At 68.3% G+C, this 17,318-nt stretch carries 19 protein-coding genes and 1 pseudogene; 8 read left to right on the forward strand and 12 right to left on the reverse strand.

Going from position 1 to position 17,318, the window contains the following annotated elements; genetic code table 11:
- Positions 1-170 precede the first annotated feature (170 nt).
- Together ACIO3P_RS00115 and ACIO3P_RS00120 are read right to left on the reverse strand one after the other, a co-directional pair.
- The gene (locus ACIO3P_RS00115) at positions 171-1,103 is read right to left on the reverse strand and encodes an alpha/beta fold hydrolase (protein WP_401850791.1); all 933 of its coding nucleotides are present in this window, start codon (positions 1,101-1,103) and stop codon (positions 171-173) included.
- Positions 1,096-1,323, reverse strand: coding sequence for a hypothetical protein (locus tag ACIO3P_RS00120; protein ID WP_401850788.1), 228 nt, complete (start codon positions 1,321-1,323; stop codon positions 1,096-1,098). The genes ACIO3P_RS00115 and ACIO3P_RS00120 overlap by 8 nt, the downstream gene beginning before the upstream one ends.
- A gap of 250 nt (positions 1,324-1,573) precedes the next feature.
- Here ACIO3P_RS00120 and ACIO3P_RS00125 point away from each other — a divergent pair, with 250 nt between their 5' ends.
- Complete coding sequence (locus ACIO3P_RS00125) at positions 1,574-2,164, forward strand: TetR/AcrR family transcriptional regulator (RefSeq protein ID WP_401850786.1); 591 nt, start codon at positions 1,574-1,576, stop codon at positions 2,162-2,164.
- Positions 2,165-2,348: 184 nt separating this feature from the next.
- Entirely contained in the window at positions 2,349-2,702 is a 354-nt protein-coding gene (locus ACIO3P_RS00130) for a hypothetical protein (RefSeq protein WP_401850783.1), read from the forward strand.
- 216 nt (positions 2,703-2,918) lie between these two features.
- Here ACIO3P_RS00130 and ACIO3P_RS00135 read toward each other — a convergent pair whose 3' ends face one another.
- On the reverse strand, positions 2,919-3,812 hold the full coding sequence (locus ACIO3P_RS00135) for a LysR family transcriptional regulator (protein ID WP_401850781.1): 894 nt from the start codon (positions 3,810-3,812) through the stop codon (positions 2,919-2,921).
- 111 nt (positions 3,813-3,923) lie between these two features.
- Between ACIO3P_RS00135 and ACIO3P_RS00140 the strand changes: the two genes are divergently transcribed.
- A complete protein-coding gene (locus ACIO3P_RS00140; RefSeq protein ID WP_329824037.1) occupies positions 3,924-5,012 on the forward strand; it encodes a zinc-binding alcohol dehydrogenase family protein in 1,089 nt (362 codons plus the stop codon).
- Positions 5,013-5,256: 244 nt separating this feature from the next.
- On the opposite strand, the gene ACIO3P_RS00145 is transcribed toward ACIO3P_RS00140, so the two are convergent.
- From ACIO3P_RS00145 to ACIO3P_RS00165, 5 genes and pseudogenes are all read right to left on the reverse strand, one after another.
- Complete coding sequence (locus ACIO3P_RS00145) at positions 5,257-5,400, reverse strand: hypothetical protein (protein WP_401978105.1); 144 nt, start codon at positions 5,398-5,400, stop codon at positions 5,257-5,259.
- The gene (locus ACIO3P_RS00150) at positions 5,384-5,680 is read right to left on the reverse strand and encodes a hypothetical protein (RefSeq protein ID WP_329824036.1); all 297 of its coding nucleotides are present in this window, start codon (positions 5,678-5,680) and stop codon (positions 5,384-5,386) included. Before ACIO3P_RS00150 ends, ACIO3P_RS00145 begins: the two co-directional genes overlap by 17 nt.
- A 31-nt stretch (positions 5,681-5,711) precedes the next feature.
- Positions 5,712-6,032 carry an alpha/beta fold hydrolase gene (locus ACIO3P_RS00155; protein WP_401850778.1) on the reverse strand — a complete coding sequence of 107 codons (321 nt, stop codon included), beginning with the start codon at positions 6,030-6,032 and terminating at the stop codon, positions 5,712-5,714.
- Positions 6,033-7,197: 1,165 nt separating this feature from the next.
- A complete protein-coding gene (locus ACIO3P_RS00160; RefSeq protein ID WP_401850776.1) occupies positions 7,198-8,475 on the reverse strand; it encodes an erythromycin esterase family protein in 1,278 nt (425 codons plus the stop codon).
- 16 nt (positions 8,476-8,491) lie between these two features.
- A pseudogene (locus ACIO3P_RS00165) lies at positions 8,492-8,958 on the reverse strand (CatB-related O-acetyltransferase); the annotation flags it as partial.
- A 295-nt stretch (positions 8,959-9,253) separates the two neighbouring features.
- Here ACIO3P_RS00165 and ACIO3P_RS00170 point away from each other — a divergent pair.
- Positions 9,254-9,652 (forward strand): VOC family protein, encoded by a 399-nt coding sequence (locus ACIO3P_RS00170; protein ID WP_401850773.1) that lies wholly within the window; start codon positions 9,254-9,256, stop codon positions 9,650-9,652.
- Positions 9,653-10,349: 697 nt separating this feature from the next.
- On the opposite strand, the gene ACIO3P_RS00175 is transcribed toward ACIO3P_RS00170, so the two are convergent.
- Positions 10,350-10,745, reverse strand: a complete 396-nt coding sequence (locus tag ACIO3P_RS00175) for an Imm7 family immunity protein (RefSeq protein WP_401850770.1) — start codon at positions 10,743-10,745, stop codon at positions 10,350-10,352.
- 120 nt (positions 10,746-10,865) lie between these two features.
- Here ACIO3P_RS00175 and ACIO3P_RS00180 point away from each other — a divergent pair, with 120 nt between their 5' ends.
- Entirely contained in the window at positions 10,866-11,450 is a 585-nt protein-coding gene (locus tag ACIO3P_RS00180; protein WP_329824031.1) for an SMI1/KNR4 family protein, read from the forward strand.
- Between the two features lie 286 nt (positions 11,451-11,736).
- Positions 11,737-12,465, forward strand: a complete 729-nt coding sequence (locus ACIO3P_RS00185; protein WP_401850767.1) for a dienelactone hydrolase family protein — start codon at positions 11,737-11,739, stop codon at positions 12,463-12,465.
- A gap of 287 nt (positions 12,466-12,752) precedes the next feature.
- Here the strand turns inward: ACIO3P_RS00185 and ACIO3P_RS00190 are convergent, their stop codons facing one another.
- Positions 12,753-13,658: an NADP-dependent oxidoreductase gene (locus ACIO3P_RS00190; RefSeq protein ID WP_329824076.1), complete on the reverse strand. Its 906-nt coding sequence runs from the start codon at positions 13,656-13,658 to the stop codon at positions 12,753-12,755.
- Between the two features lie 351 nt (positions 13,659-14,009).
- Between ACIO3P_RS00190 and ACIO3P_RS00195 the strand changes: the two genes are divergently transcribed.
- The gene (locus tag ACIO3P_RS00195; protein WP_329264866.1) at positions 14,010-14,366 is read left to right on the forward strand and encodes a MerR family transcriptional regulator; all 357 of its coding nucleotides are present in this window, start codon (positions 14,010-14,012) and stop codon (positions 14,364-14,366) included.
- Between the two features lie 291 nt (positions 14,367-14,657).
- Here the strand turns inward: ACIO3P_RS00195 and ACIO3P_RS00200 are convergent, their stop codons facing one another.
- Positions 14,658-15,257: a YdcF family protein gene (locus ACIO3P_RS00200; RefSeq protein ID WP_401850764.1), complete on the reverse strand. Its 600-nt coding sequence runs from the start codon at positions 15,255-15,257 to the stop codon at positions 14,658-14,660.
- A gap of 38 nt (positions 15,258-15,295) precedes the next feature.
- Here ACIO3P_RS00200 and ACIO3P_RS00205 point away from each other — a divergent pair, with 38 nt between their 5' ends.
- Entirely contained in the window at positions 15,296-15,424 is a 129-nt protein-coding gene (locus ACIO3P_RS00205) for a hypothetical protein (RefSeq protein ID WP_329824028.1), read from the forward strand.
- Positions 15,425-15,590: 166 nt separating this feature from the next.
- Here ACIO3P_RS00205 and ACIO3P_RS00210 read toward each other — a convergent pair whose 3' ends face one another.
- Entirely contained in the window at positions 15,591-16,961 is a 1,371-nt protein-coding gene (locus tag ACIO3P_RS00210) for a hypothetical protein (RefSeq protein WP_401849566.1), read from the reverse strand.
- Between the last annotated feature and the right edge of the window lie 357 nt (positions 16,962-17,318).

The following is a 17,318-nucleotide window of genomic DNA, read 5'->3' on the forward strand; positions in this document are numbered from 1 at the left end:
ACGAGCCGCGCAAACACCGGGGCCGTGGAGGGTGGAGCGCCTTGCGCGACGAGTTCGGCGACGCTCATCGCCCTCAGAGCGGACCAGGTGGAGTCGACGTACTGCGATGCCGGCCATCTGAGTCGGTTAGGAGCGCGGATGCCGGTCCTCACACCTGCTTCCGCCCAGTCTCAATCGTCTTCGGTGAGGAAGTCGGTCAACGCGGCAGCGACGGCATCGGGCTGTTCATCGGGGATGAAGTGTCCTGCGTCGGGCACGACGATCCCGGTGGCGTGGTCGGCCCACGGCCTGATGGAAGCTGCCATGTCGGGGATGGAGCCGTGGCTGCTGGAGATCCCAAGAACCGGGACAGTCAGGTGCTGTTGTTCCAGCGCTTCGTGGTTCTTCCGCGCCGACTCGGCGGCGTCCCGGTAGTAGGCCAGGGATGCACGGAGACCACCGCCGGCGGCCACGGACGCGGCGTATTGCTCAATCTCGGCGTCGTCGAAGGTGTCGGAGGAGAGGGCCTTGACCTTCAGGAACCAGCCGACGTACTCCCGTTCACGGCCGGCGAGCAGTGTCTCGGGCAGGTCGGGCACGAGGTGGAAGGCGAAGTGCCAGGTCTTCCACGCCTGCTCGGGGTCGGTCGGAATGGCGTCAGGAAGTGTGATGCCCGGAATGCCGGCGTCGAGCAGTGCCAGGCCACGCAACTGGCTCTGGTACTTCAAGGCGAGGGAAAAAGCGACCCACGCGCCTATGTCGTGGGCGACCAGCCAGTAGGTCAAGACTCCGAGCACCTTGACCGCGGCGTGGACGTGCGCAGCGGCCGTGTGCGTGTCGTAACTGATGTCCGGGCGTTCGGAGTGGCCCTGGCCCGGCAAATCAATCGCGATGACGTGGAACCGGTCGGCCAGGTTCGGCATCACCTTGCGCCATGCCCACCAGGTCTGCGGGAACCCGGCGAGCAGCACGACGGCTGGACCGTCCGGCTGACCGCCCTCAACCGCGTGAAGCCGGATGCCGTCCGCGTCGACCCAACGGTGGGCGAAACCGGCCAGGTCGGGCAGCGCCAGGTCGCGGACCGGGTTGCCGGAGACGCTGGGGGCGCTTGCGGGGTCATTCATGATTCTCCTCCACTGGTGTGAGGTGTGTCGACGGTCTGCTGAAGGTGTCAGGTGTGCTGATTGGTTCGGTGCGTCGGCCGAGGGTGAGGCCCACGAGCTCGGTGGACACGACGAGAGCGGCGAGCATGGTGCTGGAGACCCGTGTCCCGACGGCCTGATCGGCGAAACCGAGCGGCGGGACCGGGACGACGGGCACGCCGCTGTCGATGAACGACCGCACCCGGCTTGCTCCGTCGGGAAAGACCGGGCGGCGGATACGACGCTGCCAGCACGCCGTTCGGTCTGCGTTCCCGTCTGCGGTCTCGGGGATGACCGGCCAGGAGACGCCGGCGACGGCGCACGTCGCCAGACAGCAGGTCTGCGGGGTATCCGGCCATGATCATGCCTTCACCCTAACCCATCTTGAACTGATCAGTTCATGATGAGATGATGGTCTCCACCAAGAAGGCAGAGCAGGAGGGAGGCGCGGCATGGCGGGCAAGAAGCAGTTCGACGTCGCCACGGCGCTCGATGCCGCGATGATCCAGTTCTGGCGGGCCGGCTACGCGGACACGTCGGTGGACGACCTGTCCCGGGCGACCGGACTCAACCGCAGCTCCATCTACTCCTCCCTCGGCGACAAGGACACGCTCTTCATACGCTGCCTGGAGCGCTACGCCACGCGTTACGGAGACAAGTACGACGCCGCGTTGTCCTGCGCCGCCGACCGGCCCCTGGCAGCCGCGCGGGGCTTCTTCGACATCACCCTGGAACGCATCGCGGACCCCGGTCTGCCCGACGGATGCCTGGTGGCCCAAACTGTCATGGCGACCCCAGTGCTGAGCGCGAGCGTCGCGGCGCGCGCACGGGAGGCGATCGGCTCCCAGCACACCCGGCTACGCGCCGCACTGAAGGCCGGCCGACTGCACGACGAGGCGGCCGAGTCCTTCGCGACCCACCTTGCGGCCGTGAACCAGTCCCTCGCCGTCATGAGCAGAGCCGGAACGAGCACGGAGCGGCTGCACGCCATCGTCAACGTAACCCTCGACGCACTTGCGCAGACTCTCGGCGCGAGCGACTGAGATCTGTCCGGCAAGGCGGACTTCGCCGTCTGCCTGAACAGCACCCGCCGTGTGTCAGGGTGCGCGTCAGGGCCCCAGCGTTTGCGCGGCTCGTCCCAGTTTGTTGGTTGGTGTCGGTGGTGGGCCCTGGAGGCATGCGAACACGGCCCCTGCGGATCGTGGAGTTCTCCACCCTTCAAGATCCGTGAAGGTTGGCATCGAGGTCGAGGTCGAGGAGCACAACCCGGCGCAGACCGGGTTCGTTCCCCAGGCCAAGGGGTGGATCGTGGAGCTGGTACGTGACTACGAGCGCCAGCTCCACACCGCCGAATCGCGGGCGTACTGGGCGATGACCGCGATGATATGGCGCCGGCTGACCGGGGCCGCCGCACCGATGCCGGACCATCCGGCCCACCAGCAGATCCTGGCGGTATTCGCCACGGCCGACGCCCCGCCGAGCGCCCGGCAGGTGTGCAAGGCGATGGACCTTACCGTCGCACCCAACAAGATCAACAACACCCGCCTGAAACTCAGCAGTTTGTCGAACGCGGGATCCTGACCGAGACCGTCCACCGGCAACCAGTCCGCTTGCCTCGGCGGAAGGTCGGCTGCCGTCGGCCGTTATGCGCGGCCGCGGGGAGTGAGGAGTACGGGCAGGTCCGTGACGACGGCCAAGCCGATCGCCAGTACCGCGAAGAACAGACCGACGGTGCCTGTGGTGCCCACCCGTGAGAGGGAAAGGGGTACGCGGAATGTGTGCGGCCTTGGTGGCGGTTCAGGCGGTCGAGGTGATCGCTTGGGTGACGGCCGTGATCGCCGGGGTGGGGTGGCCGCAGAGGCGTGCCACGAGCACCCGGCGCATCTCGGGGGGTGCGCCGTCGACGCGCAGCACGCTCACGCCGGGCAGCAGCATGGGTGAGAGCCCGGACGGCACCGTGGTCACGCCGAAGCCGCCGGCGACCAACTGGAGCTTCGTCAGCCAGTCGCGCGCGGAGTGGATGACGCGCGGCCGTCCGGGCAGGCCGGGCCAGACGCCGAGCAGCGGCTCGGAGTTCGACGACGGGGTGGCGATCCATGCGGCGTCGACCAGTTCGTCGACGTGCACGGTGGTGCGTCCGGCGAAGTCTCCGGTCGAAGACACGGCCACGACCAGTTCGGTGTCCGCGACGGTCTCGAAGTGCAGGCGCGGCGACTCGCTGTCGAAGGGCCGGTGGGGTGGGCGGGATGTCAGCACTGCGAGGTCGAGCGAGCCCGCGCGCAACGCCCGGATCAGGGAGGGCGTGGTGCCCTCGCGGGTGGTGACCGTGATCTGCGGGTCGGCCTTCGCGAGGTGTGCGAGTGCGGCGGGCAGGATCGCCGCGCCCGCGCTCAGGACTGCCCCGAGCCGCACCAGTTCGGTCCGCGGGACGGTGCCGGTGAGTTCATGCTCGGCCGCTGCGAGCGAGGCGAGGATCGTGTGGGCGTGCCGCAGCAGGGTCAAGCCGGAGGGAGTGAGCCGTACCCCGTCCGGGCGGCGTTCGAAGAGGGTGGTGCCGGCGCTGTGTTCGAGGGCGGCGGCCTGGCGTGAGACGGCCGACTGTGTGTAGCCGAGTCGGGCAGCCGCCGCGGTGAAGCTGCCGGACTCGGCGATCTGCCGCAGGACCCGCAGTCCCGTGCTGGAGATGTCCATGCGGCATACGCATACCACGCATGCCAGATCGTCGCTTCCCGCATGCCCACCCAGCTCCTAGTGTCGATCCCACAAGCACGGACGAACACGGACGAACACGGAGGTCATCACATGCGAGCAGCAGTTCTGACGCAGTTCGGCGCCCCACTCGCGGTACGGGAGGTTCCCGACCCCGAGGCCGGTGGTGGCGAGGTGGTGGTCGAGGTCCTCGCCGCCGGCGTGGCTCCGTACGCGGCCGAAGTCTTCAGCGGCAAGCGGAAGTACCCCCTTGTCCCTCCTGTCGTGCCCGGTGTCGGCGGCGTGGGGCGGATCGTCCACGTCGGCCCTGACGCCACCCGGCTGCGCGTCGGCGACCTGGTGTGGTGCGACTCGACGGTGCGCTCGCGGGACGACGCCCTGACGCCCGACATCACGCTCCAGGGCTGGAGCTCGCGCGGCGAGGGCGGCGCGCGGCTCGCCGAGTACATGCACGACGGTTCGTTCGCCGAGCTCATGCGGGTCCCGACGGAGAACGTCTTCCCGCTGCCCACCGTGGCAGGGGACGACCCGGCCCGCTGGGCCGCACTCACCGTGCACGCCATCTCCTACGGCGGGCTGCTGGCAGGCGGGCTCGCAGCCGGCGAGACGCTGCTCGTCAGCGGGGCCACCGGCAACCTCGGCAGCAGCGCGGTCGCGGTCGCACTCGCGATGGGAGCGGGCCGCGTGGTCGCCCCTGGCCGCAACCAGGCCGCGCTCGACCTCCTCGCCGACCGGTTCGGTCCGTATCTGCGCCCGGTCCCGCTGACCGGCGACGAGGCCATCGACCGCGCGGCGATGTCCGCGGCGGCCGACGGCCCGATCGACATGGTGATCGACCTGCTCCCGCCGAGCGCGCCCAGCTCGGCCTCGCGCGCTGCGGCCATGACCGTGCGCGAGTACGGCCGGGTCGTTCTCATGGGCGGCGTCGGCATGCTCGGTGGCGACGACCTCGCACTCCCGTACCCATGGATCATGCGCAACTCGATCACCGTACGCGGGCAGTGGATGTACCCGCGCACAGCCAATGTCGGCATCATCCGGCTCCTCACCTCGGGCACTCTGGATCTCGCCCCCGAACGAGTCCGGTCGTTCAGCCTCGATGCCGTCAACGACGCCATCGCGTACGCCGCCGCGCACGGTGGCCCCTTCGACCGAACCAGCCTCACCCCGACGGCTGGCTGACAAGGCCCACTGATCCCCACCATCCGCACGACCGCCGTTCTTACGAGCACAGTCCGGGTCGGCTGTCACGGGTAGCTTGGGGTGACACCCGGACGAGTTCCTCAGCACCGCGGCTTGCGACCTGGTGACCGCGATCGACAGCCACGTCTGCGAGTCCTGCCGCCCGTCCTGACGGCAGGCCCGTCACTCCTGCTCCCCCGGGGCCGTCCACTCCAGCACGGTGGAGAAAGGGCAGGGAAATGTGTCAGCCGATGCTCTGCTGTTCGGCGCGGGCGAGGGTGGTGGCGGGGCGGTAAGCGTCTGCGCCCGTCTCGATGAGGTCGCCGCCGAAGGTCAGGCGATCGACGACAGCCGCGCGGAGGCGAGGGTGGTCAGGCGTTGCCGCCACTGCCCAGCTCGTCGTCGGCGAGGAGGTACAGACTGTCGTCGAACACGGTGAGGACCACCACGACCATCACGGCATGGGCCACCACGTACTCGATCAGCACCCCCGGCGCGACCTGGGCTTTCCGGTTGTCTTCGTGGGTACCGATGGGCGCGGTGGCCTTGTGGTACGGATCGCGGGCGAGAACCGCGAGGCCGCGGTCCAGAAGAATCCGCCGTTCAGGGGAGAGCTGCGCGACTACTTCCGCGCACTCAACCGTGTAGGTGACCCGAAACCCATCCATGGCCACAGCCTAGTGCTGTGACCGGAAAGGTTCACCGGGTTGCCGGACCTTGGCCCAGGTTCTGGAGGAAGGCGATCAGAGCGGCTGTGAGCTCGATGGGCGCGTCTTCCTGGACGAGATGGCCCGCACCTGCGATTGGGAGGGGCATCTCCGATACCCCGTAACCGGGCATGTCCCAGACGAACACCTGGTGACGGCGGGCGAGTGAGCGGGCGCCGGCCCGCCAGACGTACGAGGAGAAGGGTGTGCCGTACAGGAGTACGACCGGATCCTTGCCGGGTTGTCCGAGACTGCCCCAGCGGACGTCGCCCGAAATGATACGGAATGTCTCGGCCTGCTGCCATTCAGTCACGGGTGTCCTCGCCGTCGGACGGGCACCGGTCGACCACGGCTCCGCCCGCCTTCAGAACTGGTGGACCCTCACCAAGTTACGCACCGACCCCACCCACGCGGCCCGCCTCCTGTGCGCCTTGCTCGTTCTGACGAACCTCGAAGTCAACCGCTGACAGACGATCCACTCCGCAGGCTTCCGCCCACAACCAGGGCGAGCACCCCGGAGGACCGTCACACCACCCTGTTCACTTCCACTCGAAACCACAGCGCCTCATGGCGCAATCAAGATGCCCGGCAGCGTCGGGTGCTCAGCCGAGCGCACGTAACACCATCCGCATCAATGCCACGGCCCCTCGCCCGATCCACCCGAGCAGCCCTGTCTCCACGACCAACTCGGCGACATCCGCGGACGTTTCCGCCCGGTCCGCCCCCGAACGGCACCGGGAGCAGGACCGAGGCCAACGACGCTTTCGCTCACCGCACTTCCTACACATCGGCATGACCGCATTCTCACACTCCGCCGCAGCGCGGACGTCGGCTCGACGTAGCCCAGGGCCTCCGCGACGACCGGGGCGGGCATCTCCACCGAGCTGCTGGACGTCTACCATTCTCTGCGCTGCAGGTGCAGCGCACGGTGGTGCTGTCCGGGACGGTGCTGCTGTGCGTGGGAAGCGGCCCAGGCGCACTCGGCCCCTGACTCCTGGCCGAATACGGCAGTGGGGGCCTACGTGGCTCTGGTGCCCATGGTCATCGGCTACGTCTTGTCCGTTTGGAGCTTGGCGCGCCCTGTCTCGTCGGTTCCGAGCCTTGTGCAGCGGGAACGGATCGGTTGCGGCTGCCAGCTCGAAGGCCGACCGGACCAGGGACTCGTGGAGGATGTCTGGTCCCTGGTCATGGACCCGGAGTAGGGGGATGTCAATACCAGCGCTGGGGCGGGTACGCATGTCACACCTGCTTTTCCGGACATCGGCGACGGTCCCGCGGAGCTGGCAGCGCCTCCCGGACACCCTTCCACGTGATGTGGATGACTTTCATGAATTGCGCTGGGTCTCCTCCGTCCCCAGCCCGGCCTTCGGTGACTCGCCACCAGGTGCCGAAGAACAAGCAGGGTGCCGCAGCGGTGTGCCTGGCGGGTCGAGCGCGTATCCGTACCCGTGAACGCCACGGCTCTGCGCGTCCCATGGTCAGACACGGAGGTCCTTGGTGACGGTGGAAGCAGGGGTGGTCAGGACGGCGTCGAAGGCGTCGGTGACGGGGGTGTGCACATAGGTGCCCTGTAGTCGGATGCGGTCGGGGCGGTCGAAAGTCTCCGTGCGTGCCCTGCGGAGATCGGCGATGCCGAGTCCGAGGCCGGCGTCGGCGAAGGCGCCCTCGACGCTTCCGGGTTCGGGCGGTTCCAGCGTCGTGTCGCCGAGGGTGAAGCCGAAGGGCGCGTTCTCGTCGCGGTGCATGTCCGCGGTGTGGCCGGCGACGCTGGTCAGGCCGAGCGCGAAGTAGCCGTCGCCCAGTGCGCGCTGCAGTTGTTGTCCCATGGGGAACCCGGTGAGGCGTCCGTCGAAGGAGATGGGTGTCGTCTGGATGTGGGCGTTGTGGGCGACCAGGACGATACGGGTGCCGGGGTCGAGGCGTTCCAGGTGCCAGAGGACCGATCTGGCCATGTAGGCGTCCCGGGCCGAGGTGTCGGCGGTGAGGCCGTTGTCCGCGAACAGGCCGGCCATCGCGCGGAAGGTGTGGTCGCCGTGGCAGGCACCTTCGAGGCGGTGCAGGGCGAGGTCGTAGTCGTGCCGGTCGCCGTGGGTGGCGTACAGCGGTTCGAGGGAACGGAAGCGGACGAGTAGGCGCGCGAGGATCGCGGTGAGGGAGTTCTGTTCAGTGACGGGCAGGCGGGCCCAGGCGGGTGCGGCCACGGCTGCGGAGCCGCCTGCGAACGAAGCGGCGATCCGCATGGCCGTCTCGACCAGCGGCACGGTCTCGGGGTCGATACGGCGCAGGTAGTCGGCGACCGGGGCCAGGGAGGGCAGCAGGGAACCGCCCGCCGCCGGGATGTCGATGCCGGCGAAGCGCACCGGTGGTGAGGCGGTGCGGTTGTGCCGGCGGACCCATTGCAGGGGCTCGGTGAGCCCTACGGGTATCGCCGTGGCGAGGTGGGCCGTCAGGTCCTCATCTGTGCCCTCTCCCCGGGCCCAGGCGTCCAGGGGGAAACCTTCGCTGAAGCCGTACTCGAAGGCCAGGACGGTGAAGCCGCAGCGTTCGACGAGGAATCGCAGGAGGCGACGCCGCAGAAGTGCGAACTCTTCGATGAAGTGGGAGTGTTCGCCGATCGCGACGACGCGGGCGTCTCCGATGATGCCGCGCAGCGGTTCCAGGTCGTCGAGCGGCGCCTGGGGGTCGAGGTGGGCGAGCGGTACGGCGTGTGCCTGCAACCAGTTGGCGAACGGGGCGCTGGGTGAGGAACGGGGCATGCTGACGGCTCGATTCTCAGTGCGGGGAGGGGCCGGGGGCTGCGGCCTCCAGGGCGTCGACGGTGGCGGACATGATCGTGGGGAGACGTTCGGTGAGGTGTGGCAGGGGCCAGTTCCACCAGGCCAGTTCGAGGAGGCGGTCGTTGTCGGCGTCACTGTAACGGCGGCGCAGCAGCCGGGCGGGGTTGCCGCCGAGGATGCCGTGGTCGGAGATGTCGTCCACGACTACGGAGCCGGAGGCGATGATCGCTCCGTGCCCGATGCGGACGCCGGGCATCACCGTGGTCCGGTACCCGAACCAGACGTCGTTGCCCACCATGGTGTCACCCCGTCCGGGCAGGCCGGTGATGAGGTCGAAGTGGTCGCCCCAGGAACCGCCGTGATCGGGAAGGGAAACGTCGAGGGTCTGTCCATCCGGTGGTTGGCGCCGTTCACAATGAACCGCACGCTCTCGCCCAGCGCGCAGAACTTCCAGATGATGAGCCACCCCTCGGCACCGGCACGGCACGTGCCGTGCCGGTGAGGTGGCGGCACGACCGACCCCAGCGCGGCGCCGCCCGGACCGAGTCCATCAGGCCGTAGACGTCTGAACGCCCCCAGGGCGCGGGCGCCCTCATGGGCCCCGGGACGTCCGCGGTGTCCGAGCAACAACTTCGCGAGGGCCGGAGCAGTGCCCGAATGACATCAAGCGCCCCGGTGAAGATGATGATGGACAACGTGCCATATTTTTCAGGACCCGAACGACCGTTCTGCGCAGACCTGACCATCTGGGAGAGTCATGACAAGTAGGTTTACTGAGTTGACCGTTGACTGCCGTGATCCGGAGAGACTCGCGACGTTCTGGTGCGCGGTCCTGGACTTCAAGGTGATCGACCGGAGCGAGGGCAAGGTCGAGATCGGCTCCTGGGCGCCGACCGTCGAGGAGGTGCGGGCCCGCCAGATGCCGCCCACCCTGCAGTTCATCCAGGTGCCCGAGGGGAAGACCGTCAAGAACCGACTTCACCTCGACGTCAGCCCGATCGACGGCAGCACCGAGGACGAGGTGACCAGATTGCTCGGACTCGGCGCCATCACGACGGATACAGGTCAGGGCTCGGACCGGAACTGGGTGGTCATGGCCGACCCCGAGGGCAACGAGTTCGACGTCCTGCGCACCCTGGCACCGCAGCAGGACTAGCCTTCCGAGTCAGGAACTCTGTTACTGAGGAGTCGGATGCCGGGGTTCGCCGGCTCCGGCGGCGAGAGCGAGAGCCGCGATGCTCCGGCATCTGTGACGCGGCCTCTCTGAGTGACCGCCGGGCTGCTCCAAGCCGTACGTGAAGTCGCCCGAAAGACGGCCCGTGGGCAGGGCGTTGGGCTGACAGTTCGGGGGCGCGGAAGAGGTCGTGCTCCGGCTTACGGAGTTGTTGTTCCCGTCGATCGCGGACATCTCGGTGCAGTCGGTAGACGTGAACAACGAGATAGTGCGCATTGATGCGCGGAGCATCGCGGACGGCGCCGTATACCCGTACTGCGGCGTCGTGTCGATCCGAGAAACCAGGCTCGACACGTCGGCACGATCAGCGGACGAATCGACTACTCTCCAGCCTGGCCACGGTCGGTCTGCCCCTCGCGGGCCGTGCCAGGGGCTCGCACCGCCCGCGTTCTCGGTGTGTCGCTCAGCCGCAGCACGGTGCTCCGGCTGGTAGCCGCCCTTCCTGAGCCCGACGTGGCCGCCCCGCGTGTGGTCGGGCGTCGACGAGTACGCCACCCGCAAGGGCGGCCGCTACGGTGCCGTCCTGGTCGACGTCGAAACCCGCTGCCCCATCGATCACGGGACCGTCACGGTGGCCACGATCCGCCTCTGGCTCCAAGCATGATTCGCCGCAGATGCCTCAGTCGATGCAGGGAGCTTCCACTGTCGGGATGCACGGAGACAGCAGCGCCTCCGTGTGCCGCGTGACCACGCCGCGAGCGAGCCTGAGCACGCGTACCTCGTTTTCGTGGTCCGGTTCTTCGTCATCGCGAACGTGGAGGAGCCCATAGGAACCGTGGGCAACCACAGCCACATACTCGAACAGTTCGACAACATCAGGCGACGAGCGATGATTGGAATTGCCGCCGAGGTGGATGAACGGCTCGCCGTTCATCCACCTGAGGTCAAGCAAGTACGGGCTGTCCATCTGGGCGATGCGAAGCTGAAGCTCATCGACGATCTCCCGCAGACGGGCCTCGTCGTCGTGACCGTCTGCGGTCTCCCTGACCGTGATCCAACCGTGGTACTCGAACATCCCGTGATCGTAGTGCGATGGCCTCCTTCACCGTGCCCATCGCAGCATAATCCGCCGGACACGCCTTACCTCGCTGAGCTGCTGCCCCACTACAATGCGCTCGACGAGAGAAGCAGCCCGATGGATCCTCGCATACCCCGCGTGCGACGCAAGCTGGCCGCCGCACCATTTCAACCACTGCGCAGCCACTCGTTCGGAGAAGAGCACCATCAATTCCGCCTCGGCTCACGGCTGGCCGAGGGCCGGATCGCAGCGTTCGAGTCAGAGAACGCGGTCACTCTCCCCGCCTCGTACCGACAGTTCCTTCTGCATGTCGGAGGATCGGGCGTAGGACCTTTCTATGGCCTCAACCCTCTGAAGAGTTGCACTCTGTTCATCATGCAGCCGAGCTCGGCACCGGACGCCTCGCGAGGCTTCGACAAGGCGAGCAGCACAAAGGAAGGAGATCTCTTCCTGCATATCGTCGAGATGGGTTGCACGGACGTCTGCCTGCTGGCCCTGACCGGGCCCCTCGCGGGCCGCGTCGTCATCGGCAACAGCGACGGGTACTGGGGCCCCAATGTGTCATCGGCACCGGACTTCCTCGCCTGGTACGAGCGGTGGCTCGACCATATGTCCCAGGGCCGGGACAACCGAGCCCTCGAACTCACCTCGCCGCGGCTCCGCAGCCATCCGCACCGGTCTCGGCTGGCACCCAAGATCTGACTCTTCGTAGTCGCGTCACAGGAGCTGAGCCAGAACCCGGGAAGTCGCGATGACTCCCCAAGTAAGTCTGCGCGGTGTCTCCGTGGCATCCGGCCACGGAGACACCGCGAAAACCCGTTGGGGACGAAGGCGGCCACTGCTACATTTCCGGAGGCCGTGCGAGAGACCGAGGAGGTGGTACCCGTGAACGCAGTATCGACATGGGTGCTCCCCTCCGGGGTCACGGTCGGGCGATAGGCAGGTCGTCCGGGAGCGCCGTTCCAGCGCACTCCCGAAAGGCATGACCATGCACATCACTTCCGAGCGACGCCTCGACGACGGCGTCCTCGAACGCGAATTCACCCTCGGGGAGATCCCCGGCATCCTGTGGACACCCTCAGCGGCACCGGCGCCGCTGATCCTGCTCGGTCACCCTCCCCTCGGGCTGCGCACGATGTACCCCCGACTGGTGGCCCGTGCCCGGCACTCTGCGGCGGCGGGCTTCGCCACCGCCACCATCGAGCTCCCCGGAAGCGGCGACCGGCCCCGTTGGCCCGCCGCCGAACAGGCCCGCGCCGACCTGCGCCGGGCGATGGAGGCCGGCGAACCGGTCGGCGACGAGATCATCGACGCCCTCGTCCTCCCGCTGGTCGACAAGGCGGTCCCGGAGTGGCAAGCCGCCCTGGACTCCCTCCTTTCGCTGCCCGAGATCGGCGGCCCGGTCGGGTACTCGGGGGGAGTGATCTCCATCGGCATCCGGCTGGCGGTGGTCGAGCCCCGCATCTCGGCCGCCGTTCTGTTCGCCGGGAGTTTCGTGCCTCGCGCCCTGTTCGAGGAGGCCCGGCAGGTCACCATTCCCCTGCACGTCCTGCTCCAGTGGGACGACGAAGGGAACGATCGGCAAGCGGCCCTGGACCTGTTCGACGCCTTCGGCTCCGAGGAGAAGTCCCTGCACGCGCATCTCGGCGGGCACACCGGCGTCCCGGCGTTCGCGGGGGACGCCGCGGCCCAGTTCCTCACCCGACATCTGAGGTGAGGCCGGGGCCAGGCAGTCGGACCGGCGGCAGACGGTAGCTGATGTCGGCCGGTACAGCCGCTCATCGAGGACAGGTGCCGACCCTTCACAGCTCTCTTTGCCGTGGGCCCCTGCTGAAAACTCCCGGCAGGGGCCCGAGCTGGCTGAAGTCATGAACTCATCGTTTTCTGCAGAGCTTCGGCCGCTGTCCGGACTCGTGTACAGGTGTTCTCGCGGGCTGGCGTCGACGGCTCTCACCTGCGCGCACCAAGGTGTCAGCGGCCATTGAGATATACAGATCGGCCTGTTCAGATGCAGATCACGATCTTTCCTCGGGTGCGTCCGCGCTCGGCGTGTGCGTGGGCGTCGGCGATCCGCTCCAGGGGGTAGGTCTGCTCGATACGAGGTGTGTAGCGGCCTTGCCCGCCCAGTTCCGCCGCCGCGGACAGGAGAGTGGAATCGTTCTCCGCGTTGACCACATGCGTGCCCAGGCGCTGCCCGCCCGCGTGGTCGGCGACCGTCGCGACGCGCTTCGGGTCACCTGTGATCGCGACGAGGTCGTCCAGGGAGCCGGAGGCCGCGGTGTCGAGGGCGATGTCGACTCCGTGCGGAGCGAGGGTGGTGAGGCGCTGTGCGAGGCCGGGGCCGTAGGTGGTGGGAACGGCGCCGAGTGCGGTGAGGAACCCGTGGTTGCGTTCACTGGCTGTCCCGATCACAGTGGCACCTTGCGCTACCGCGATCTCGACCGCCGCGCTGCCCACGCCTCCGGCGGCGCCCTCGACGAGAAGAGTGCGCCCCGCGAGGGGGGCGAGCGCGTTCAGTCCACCCATCGCGGTCACCGACGCGAGACCGGCACCAGCGGCCTGCTCGTCGTTCCACGTGGCGGGGGTGTGCGCCCAGGCCGAGAGGATGAGCAGTTCCGCGGTCGCCCCGGTGACACCGCCCAGTCCGAAGACCCGGTCGCCGATGCTCACCCCCCGCACCCCGTCGCCGATCTCGTCGACCACACCGGCGCCGTCGCGCCCGGGAATGGCGGGCAGATCCAGGGGGAAGATCTGGTGCAGGGCGCCGGAGCGCAGCTTCCAGTCGATGGGATTGACGCTGGCCGCCGCGACGCGGACACGGATCTCACCGGGTCCGGGGTGGGGGTCGGGGGCCTGCTCGATCACCAGGCTCTCCGCTCCGCCGTATTCGTGGAACCGGGCTGCGCGCATCATGGTCTGCCTTACTTTGACGGGCCGGAATGACGTGTTCATCCGACGCTCGTCACTGTAGAACCTGACGTTGACGTGAGGTGCAAGCCGCGACTGCCGCCCGTCACGGTCGACACCGATGTGCCCTCGGGCGGGCTCGGCGATCCCGGCACGACGCGAGGACTGCCGTGCGTACGTGAACCGCGTGAACGCCCTCGGGTCGGCCACCGGGTCATGATCAATCTCGGCACCGGAACCGGCAACGGCAACGGCAACGGTTCGATCGGCCCCCAGGCTGCCCCCGAAGCCGACATTGCTAGCCTGAACTTGACGTCAACGTGAGGTACGAGCCGGAAGGGAGTGACCTGCGGCATGCGCATCGGGCAGCTCGCCAGGCGGTCAGGGGTCAGTGTGCGGGCCCTGCGCTACTACGAGGAACAGCGGCTTCTGGAATCGGCGCGGACGCCCGGTGGGCAGCGTGACTATCCCGATGAAGCCCTGGAGCGGGTCCAGCTCATCCAGGACCTTTTCGCGGCCGGCCTCTCCAGTCGTACCGTCGTCGAACTCCTGCCGTGCGTGAGCACCGGCGTCGCGACCCCCGCCATGCTCGACCAGCTCATCATCGAACGCGACCGTATCGCCGCACGCATCCAGGACCTGACCCGGGCCAAGACCAAACTCGGCAGCGTGATCGAGAATGTGACCGCGGCGAACGTGGCGCAGGACTGATCAACCCGTCGCGAGGGGTGGGGCCCTGACCTGTCCGGCATCTACCGGGCGCTGGCCGGCCACGGGAAGCCCCAGGCGTATCCGGAGGCCGTCGAAACAGCGTTCGTCGCTCTCGCTACCCCGGACACACACCGGGCAGCGGTGGGCAGGGCAGGCCGCGGCACACCGCAGGACCGGTCAACCGCGTACGACATCCGCCGAGCCTTCCTCCCCCTCGGATGCCCACTCATCGGCTGGCGCCGACTCAAGATCCACCGATGGTGACGCCAATGCGGCAGCGGCAGCGGCTTCTCAGAGAGATACCTTCCGTTCGTCGGGGTTGAGCCCGCGGAGTGTCCACAGTCCGTACAGGGCCAGCAGCGGTTTGGCCACCATCCACTCACCAGCGCGGTAGTCATCCGCGCGCACGAGTTTCTCAGCCAGATCAGGGCGCTGTCGCCGCAAGTACGCGCGGGCCTTGAGCGCGTGAGCCGGCTGGGAGGCGATCTTGATGCGATCGACATCCTCAAGCAAGGGGATCACATTCGTGATGTTCTCCCATGTCGTCGTACTCTGGTCTTCGAGGAGAACGGTGCCGTCGAACTCCAACACCGACTTCGCGTAGTCGGCCATCAGCTCGGATTCCGTAGCGCAGTTGGCGGTCGCACCACCGCTGAAGATCATGCGAGTGTCCCGCGCGTTGTCAGCGGCAATGGAGCGAACCCCAGCACGAACTCGCCAGCGGTTGATGACGTTCGCCGTCGGTTGGGGGTTCCGGTAGCCCAACACGACCACGGCTTCGGATGCGCCCCCGCTGCTCCCCACGAGGGCTCGGGACCAGCGCCAGTTCAACCACTCGCCCCAGGCCACGGCCGCAGCCCCAGCTATCGCCAGTCCCGTCCTTCGTCGCATGCGGCGACTCTAGGGCACCGTGGTATCAGGTGCCGGACGTGCTTCATGAGGATCTCTTCACGGTCCGGATGGTCGTCCTTGTTGCGGCCGCCGGAGCGCGGAGTGCCCAGCAGGCCGTGCGGAAGTGCTCGTACGCCTTCGCCGCCGCCCCGGAAGCGTTCTGGTGAGCGGATGAGGTTCTGGACGTCGGGCCAGGCGAGTTTGCCATCGGGATCGCTGTCCGAGGACCCTCGCCACGTGATCACCGGCGCCGCTGCAGCCCGGTGGCGTCCGCCCTGCGGAGGCGCGGGTTCGGAGCAGCCGTTCGGGCGGCTGCTCCGAACCCGCGGCTGGTCAGTTGACGGCCAGGACCGCCGTGTTGTTCGTGAGGTCCGGGTCGAAGTCGAAGGGGTACGCGCCGAACTCGCCGAACGCGGGGTGGATGCTCGCGGCACCGGTCGCGCCGGGTACCACGGTGTCGATGCGCACGGAGAACGCGTACGTGCGCTGGGTGTTCTCCAGCACCCAGTACCGCAGGTCGCAGTCGTAGCGCGGGGCGCCCGTCTGCTTCGGGTAGTAGCCGCCGCCGAGGGTGCGCGGGGAGCAGCCGGACGGCACGCCGGTGACCGTGGTGCCCTCGGGCACGATCAGCCGGACCTCGGCGGCCGGGTCGCCGGAGCCGAGGTTGCCGAGCCAGGCCGGGCCGTTGTTCTTGAACGTGAGTTCGGCCGTGGCCGTCTCGCCCGCCGTGCCGGAGATGGTGTCACCGGTCACGGAGAAGTCCGCGGTGTTCTCCGCGCCGATCTGGAGAGCCACGTAGTCGTTCTGTGAGTCGATGTCCTGGGCGCCGCCGCCCGGTTCGACGTCGATGTCCAGCCGCTCGTTCAGCGCGTGCGGGGCGAGTCGCACCGTCAGCGGCTCGGGCAGCGCGAAGGAGTCGCCCGGCGCCAGCACCTGGTCGAACGTGCAGACCGCCCTGGTCGACGGTGCGTAGTCGTCGCCGTCCGCCGTGGTGTAGGCGCAGGCTTCGTACCGGGTCAGATCCGTCAGGCCGTACGTGGCGTACAGCTTGACGGTGAGCCCGTTCGCGCTCTCGTTGCCGTTGTTGGTGACCTTGAACGGGATCGTCCGCTCGTCGCCGGGCCGACCGTCCTCGATGTCGGCGACGGGGTCGATGGCGAGGTCGGGCCCGGAGCCGACGGTGACCATGGTGTCGAAGCTCTCGTGCGGCGCGGTGAGCGTGCCGTCGGGCCCCCCGGTGGCCGTCGCCTCGTAGGTGATCCTGCCTTGCGCGCCGGCTTCGGCGCCGTCGGCCGCGCGCACCGTCAGGAACACCTGTTTCTTGTAGTCGCGCCCGATCACGGGCACCACGGGGATGTCGCACACCGCGCTCGTGCCGCTCGGCGTGCAGTTGTCAGGCCAGGTCACCTCGGCGACCCCGGCGAGGTCGGAGACGTCGACGGTGAGCCTGCCGTCGGTCACCGTGAAGTTCTCGTTGTCGTGGTAGAGGCCGACGCCGAGGGTGCGGGACTGCGGCTGTCCTCCGTCCCTGCCGAGCGGCAGCGTCTGCTCGTACGGCTCGTTGATCCACAACTGGTCGGTCTGCGGCGGGTCGTCGTCAGCGAACGCGGGCGCGGCGAGGCCGGCGGTCAGCAGACCGGCCGCCACCGCCACGGCGGCGCCGGATCTGAGACGTACCGGGCGTCCAGCGGAGAACAGTCTCATTGCTACCCCCCAAGGGTGTGGTCACGCGACTGACGCGCCGACAGTCCCGGCGCGCCGGAAGGATCATCACATGGCAGGGATCCCGCCGCGCCCCGGTTTTCCGGCCTTGTTGGAGAGGGAGGTTGGGAGGGAGGTTCGGAGGTTGGGAGGGAGGCGTTCAGGCTCGTCCGACCGCCGACGGCCCGTCAGTCGCGTCTCGCCTAACAGACAGAGTCAGCTACCGGCTGTCGACTCGTGTTCTCCGGGCGTCTCCTGGTACGCGAGGTGTTCGACGGCGGAGAGCCGGCCCCGCACCTGGCCGTCCCACGTCATCGGGACAAGGGCCACAGCCCAAAGGCGATTCGCGCCTGGCTCCGC

Source organism: Streptomyces sp. NPDC087310 (assembly GCF_044744405.1).
GTDB lineage: Bacteria > Actinomycetota > Actinomycetes > Streptomycetales > Streptomycetaceae > Streptomyces.

What these genes read in the sequence shown, in the direction of transcription:
- ACIO3P_RS00115 (WP_401850791.1), bottom strand. Translation starts at nt 1,103, where the DNA reads ATGAATGACCCCGCAAGCGCCCCCAGCGTCTCCGGCAACCCGGTCCGC.
- ACIO3P_RS00125 (WP_401850786.1), top strand. Translation starts at nt 1,574, where the DNA reads ATGGCGGGCAAGAAGCAGTTCGACGTCGCCACGGCGCTCGATGCCGCG.
- ACIO3P_RS00135 (WP_401850781.1), bottom strand. Translation starts at nt 3,812, where the DNA reads ATGGACATCTCCAGCACGGGACTGCGGGTCCTGCGGCAGATCGCCGAG.
- ACIO3P_RS00140 (WP_329824037.1), top strand. Translation starts at nt 3,924, where the DNA reads ATGCGAGCAGCAGTTCTGACGCAGTTCGGCGCCCCACTCGCGGTACGG.
- ACIO3P_RS00150 (WP_329824036.1), bottom strand. Translation starts at nt 5,680, where the DNA reads ATGGATGGGTTTCGGGTCACCTACACGGTTGAGTGCGCGGAAGTAGTC.
- ACIO3P_RS00160 (WP_401850776.1), bottom strand. Translation starts at nt 8,475, where the DNA reads ATGCCCCGTTCCTCACCCAGCGCCCCGTTCGCCAACTGGTTGCAGGCA.
- ACIO3P_RS00170 (WP_401850773.1), top strand. Translation starts at nt 9,254, where the DNA reads ATGACAAGTAGGTTTACTGAGTTGACCGTTGACTGCCGTGATCCGGAG.
- ACIO3P_RS00175 (WP_401850770.1), bottom strand. Translation starts at nt 10,745, where the DNA reads ATGTTCGAGTACCACGGTTGGATCACGGTCAGGGAGACCGCAGACGGT.
- ACIO3P_RS00180 (WP_329824031.1), top strand. Translation starts at nt 10,866, where the DNA reads ATGGATCCTCGCATACCCCGCGTGCGACGCAAGCTGGCCGCCGCACCA.
- ACIO3P_RS00185 (WP_401850767.1), top strand. Translation starts at nt 11,737, where the DNA reads ATGCACATCACTTCCGAGCGACGCCTCGACGACGGCGTCCTCGAACGC.
- ACIO3P_RS00190 (WP_329824076.1), bottom strand. Translation starts at nt 13,658, where the DNA reads ATGCGCGCAGCCCGGTTCCACGAATACGGCGGAGCGGAGAGCCTGGTG.
- ACIO3P_RS00195 (WP_329264866.1), top strand. Translation starts at nt 14,010, where the DNA reads ATGCGCATCGGGCAGCTCGCCAGGCGGTCAGGGGTCAGTGTGCGGGCC.
- ACIO3P_RS00200 (WP_401850764.1), bottom strand. Translation starts at nt 15,257, where the DNA reads ATGCGACGAAGGACGGGACTGGCGATAGCTGGGGCTGCGGCCGTGGCC.
- ACIO3P_RS00210 (WP_401849566.1), bottom strand. Translation starts at nt 16,961, where the DNA reads ATGAGACTGTTCTCCGCTGGACGCCCGGTACGTCTCAGATCCGGCGCC.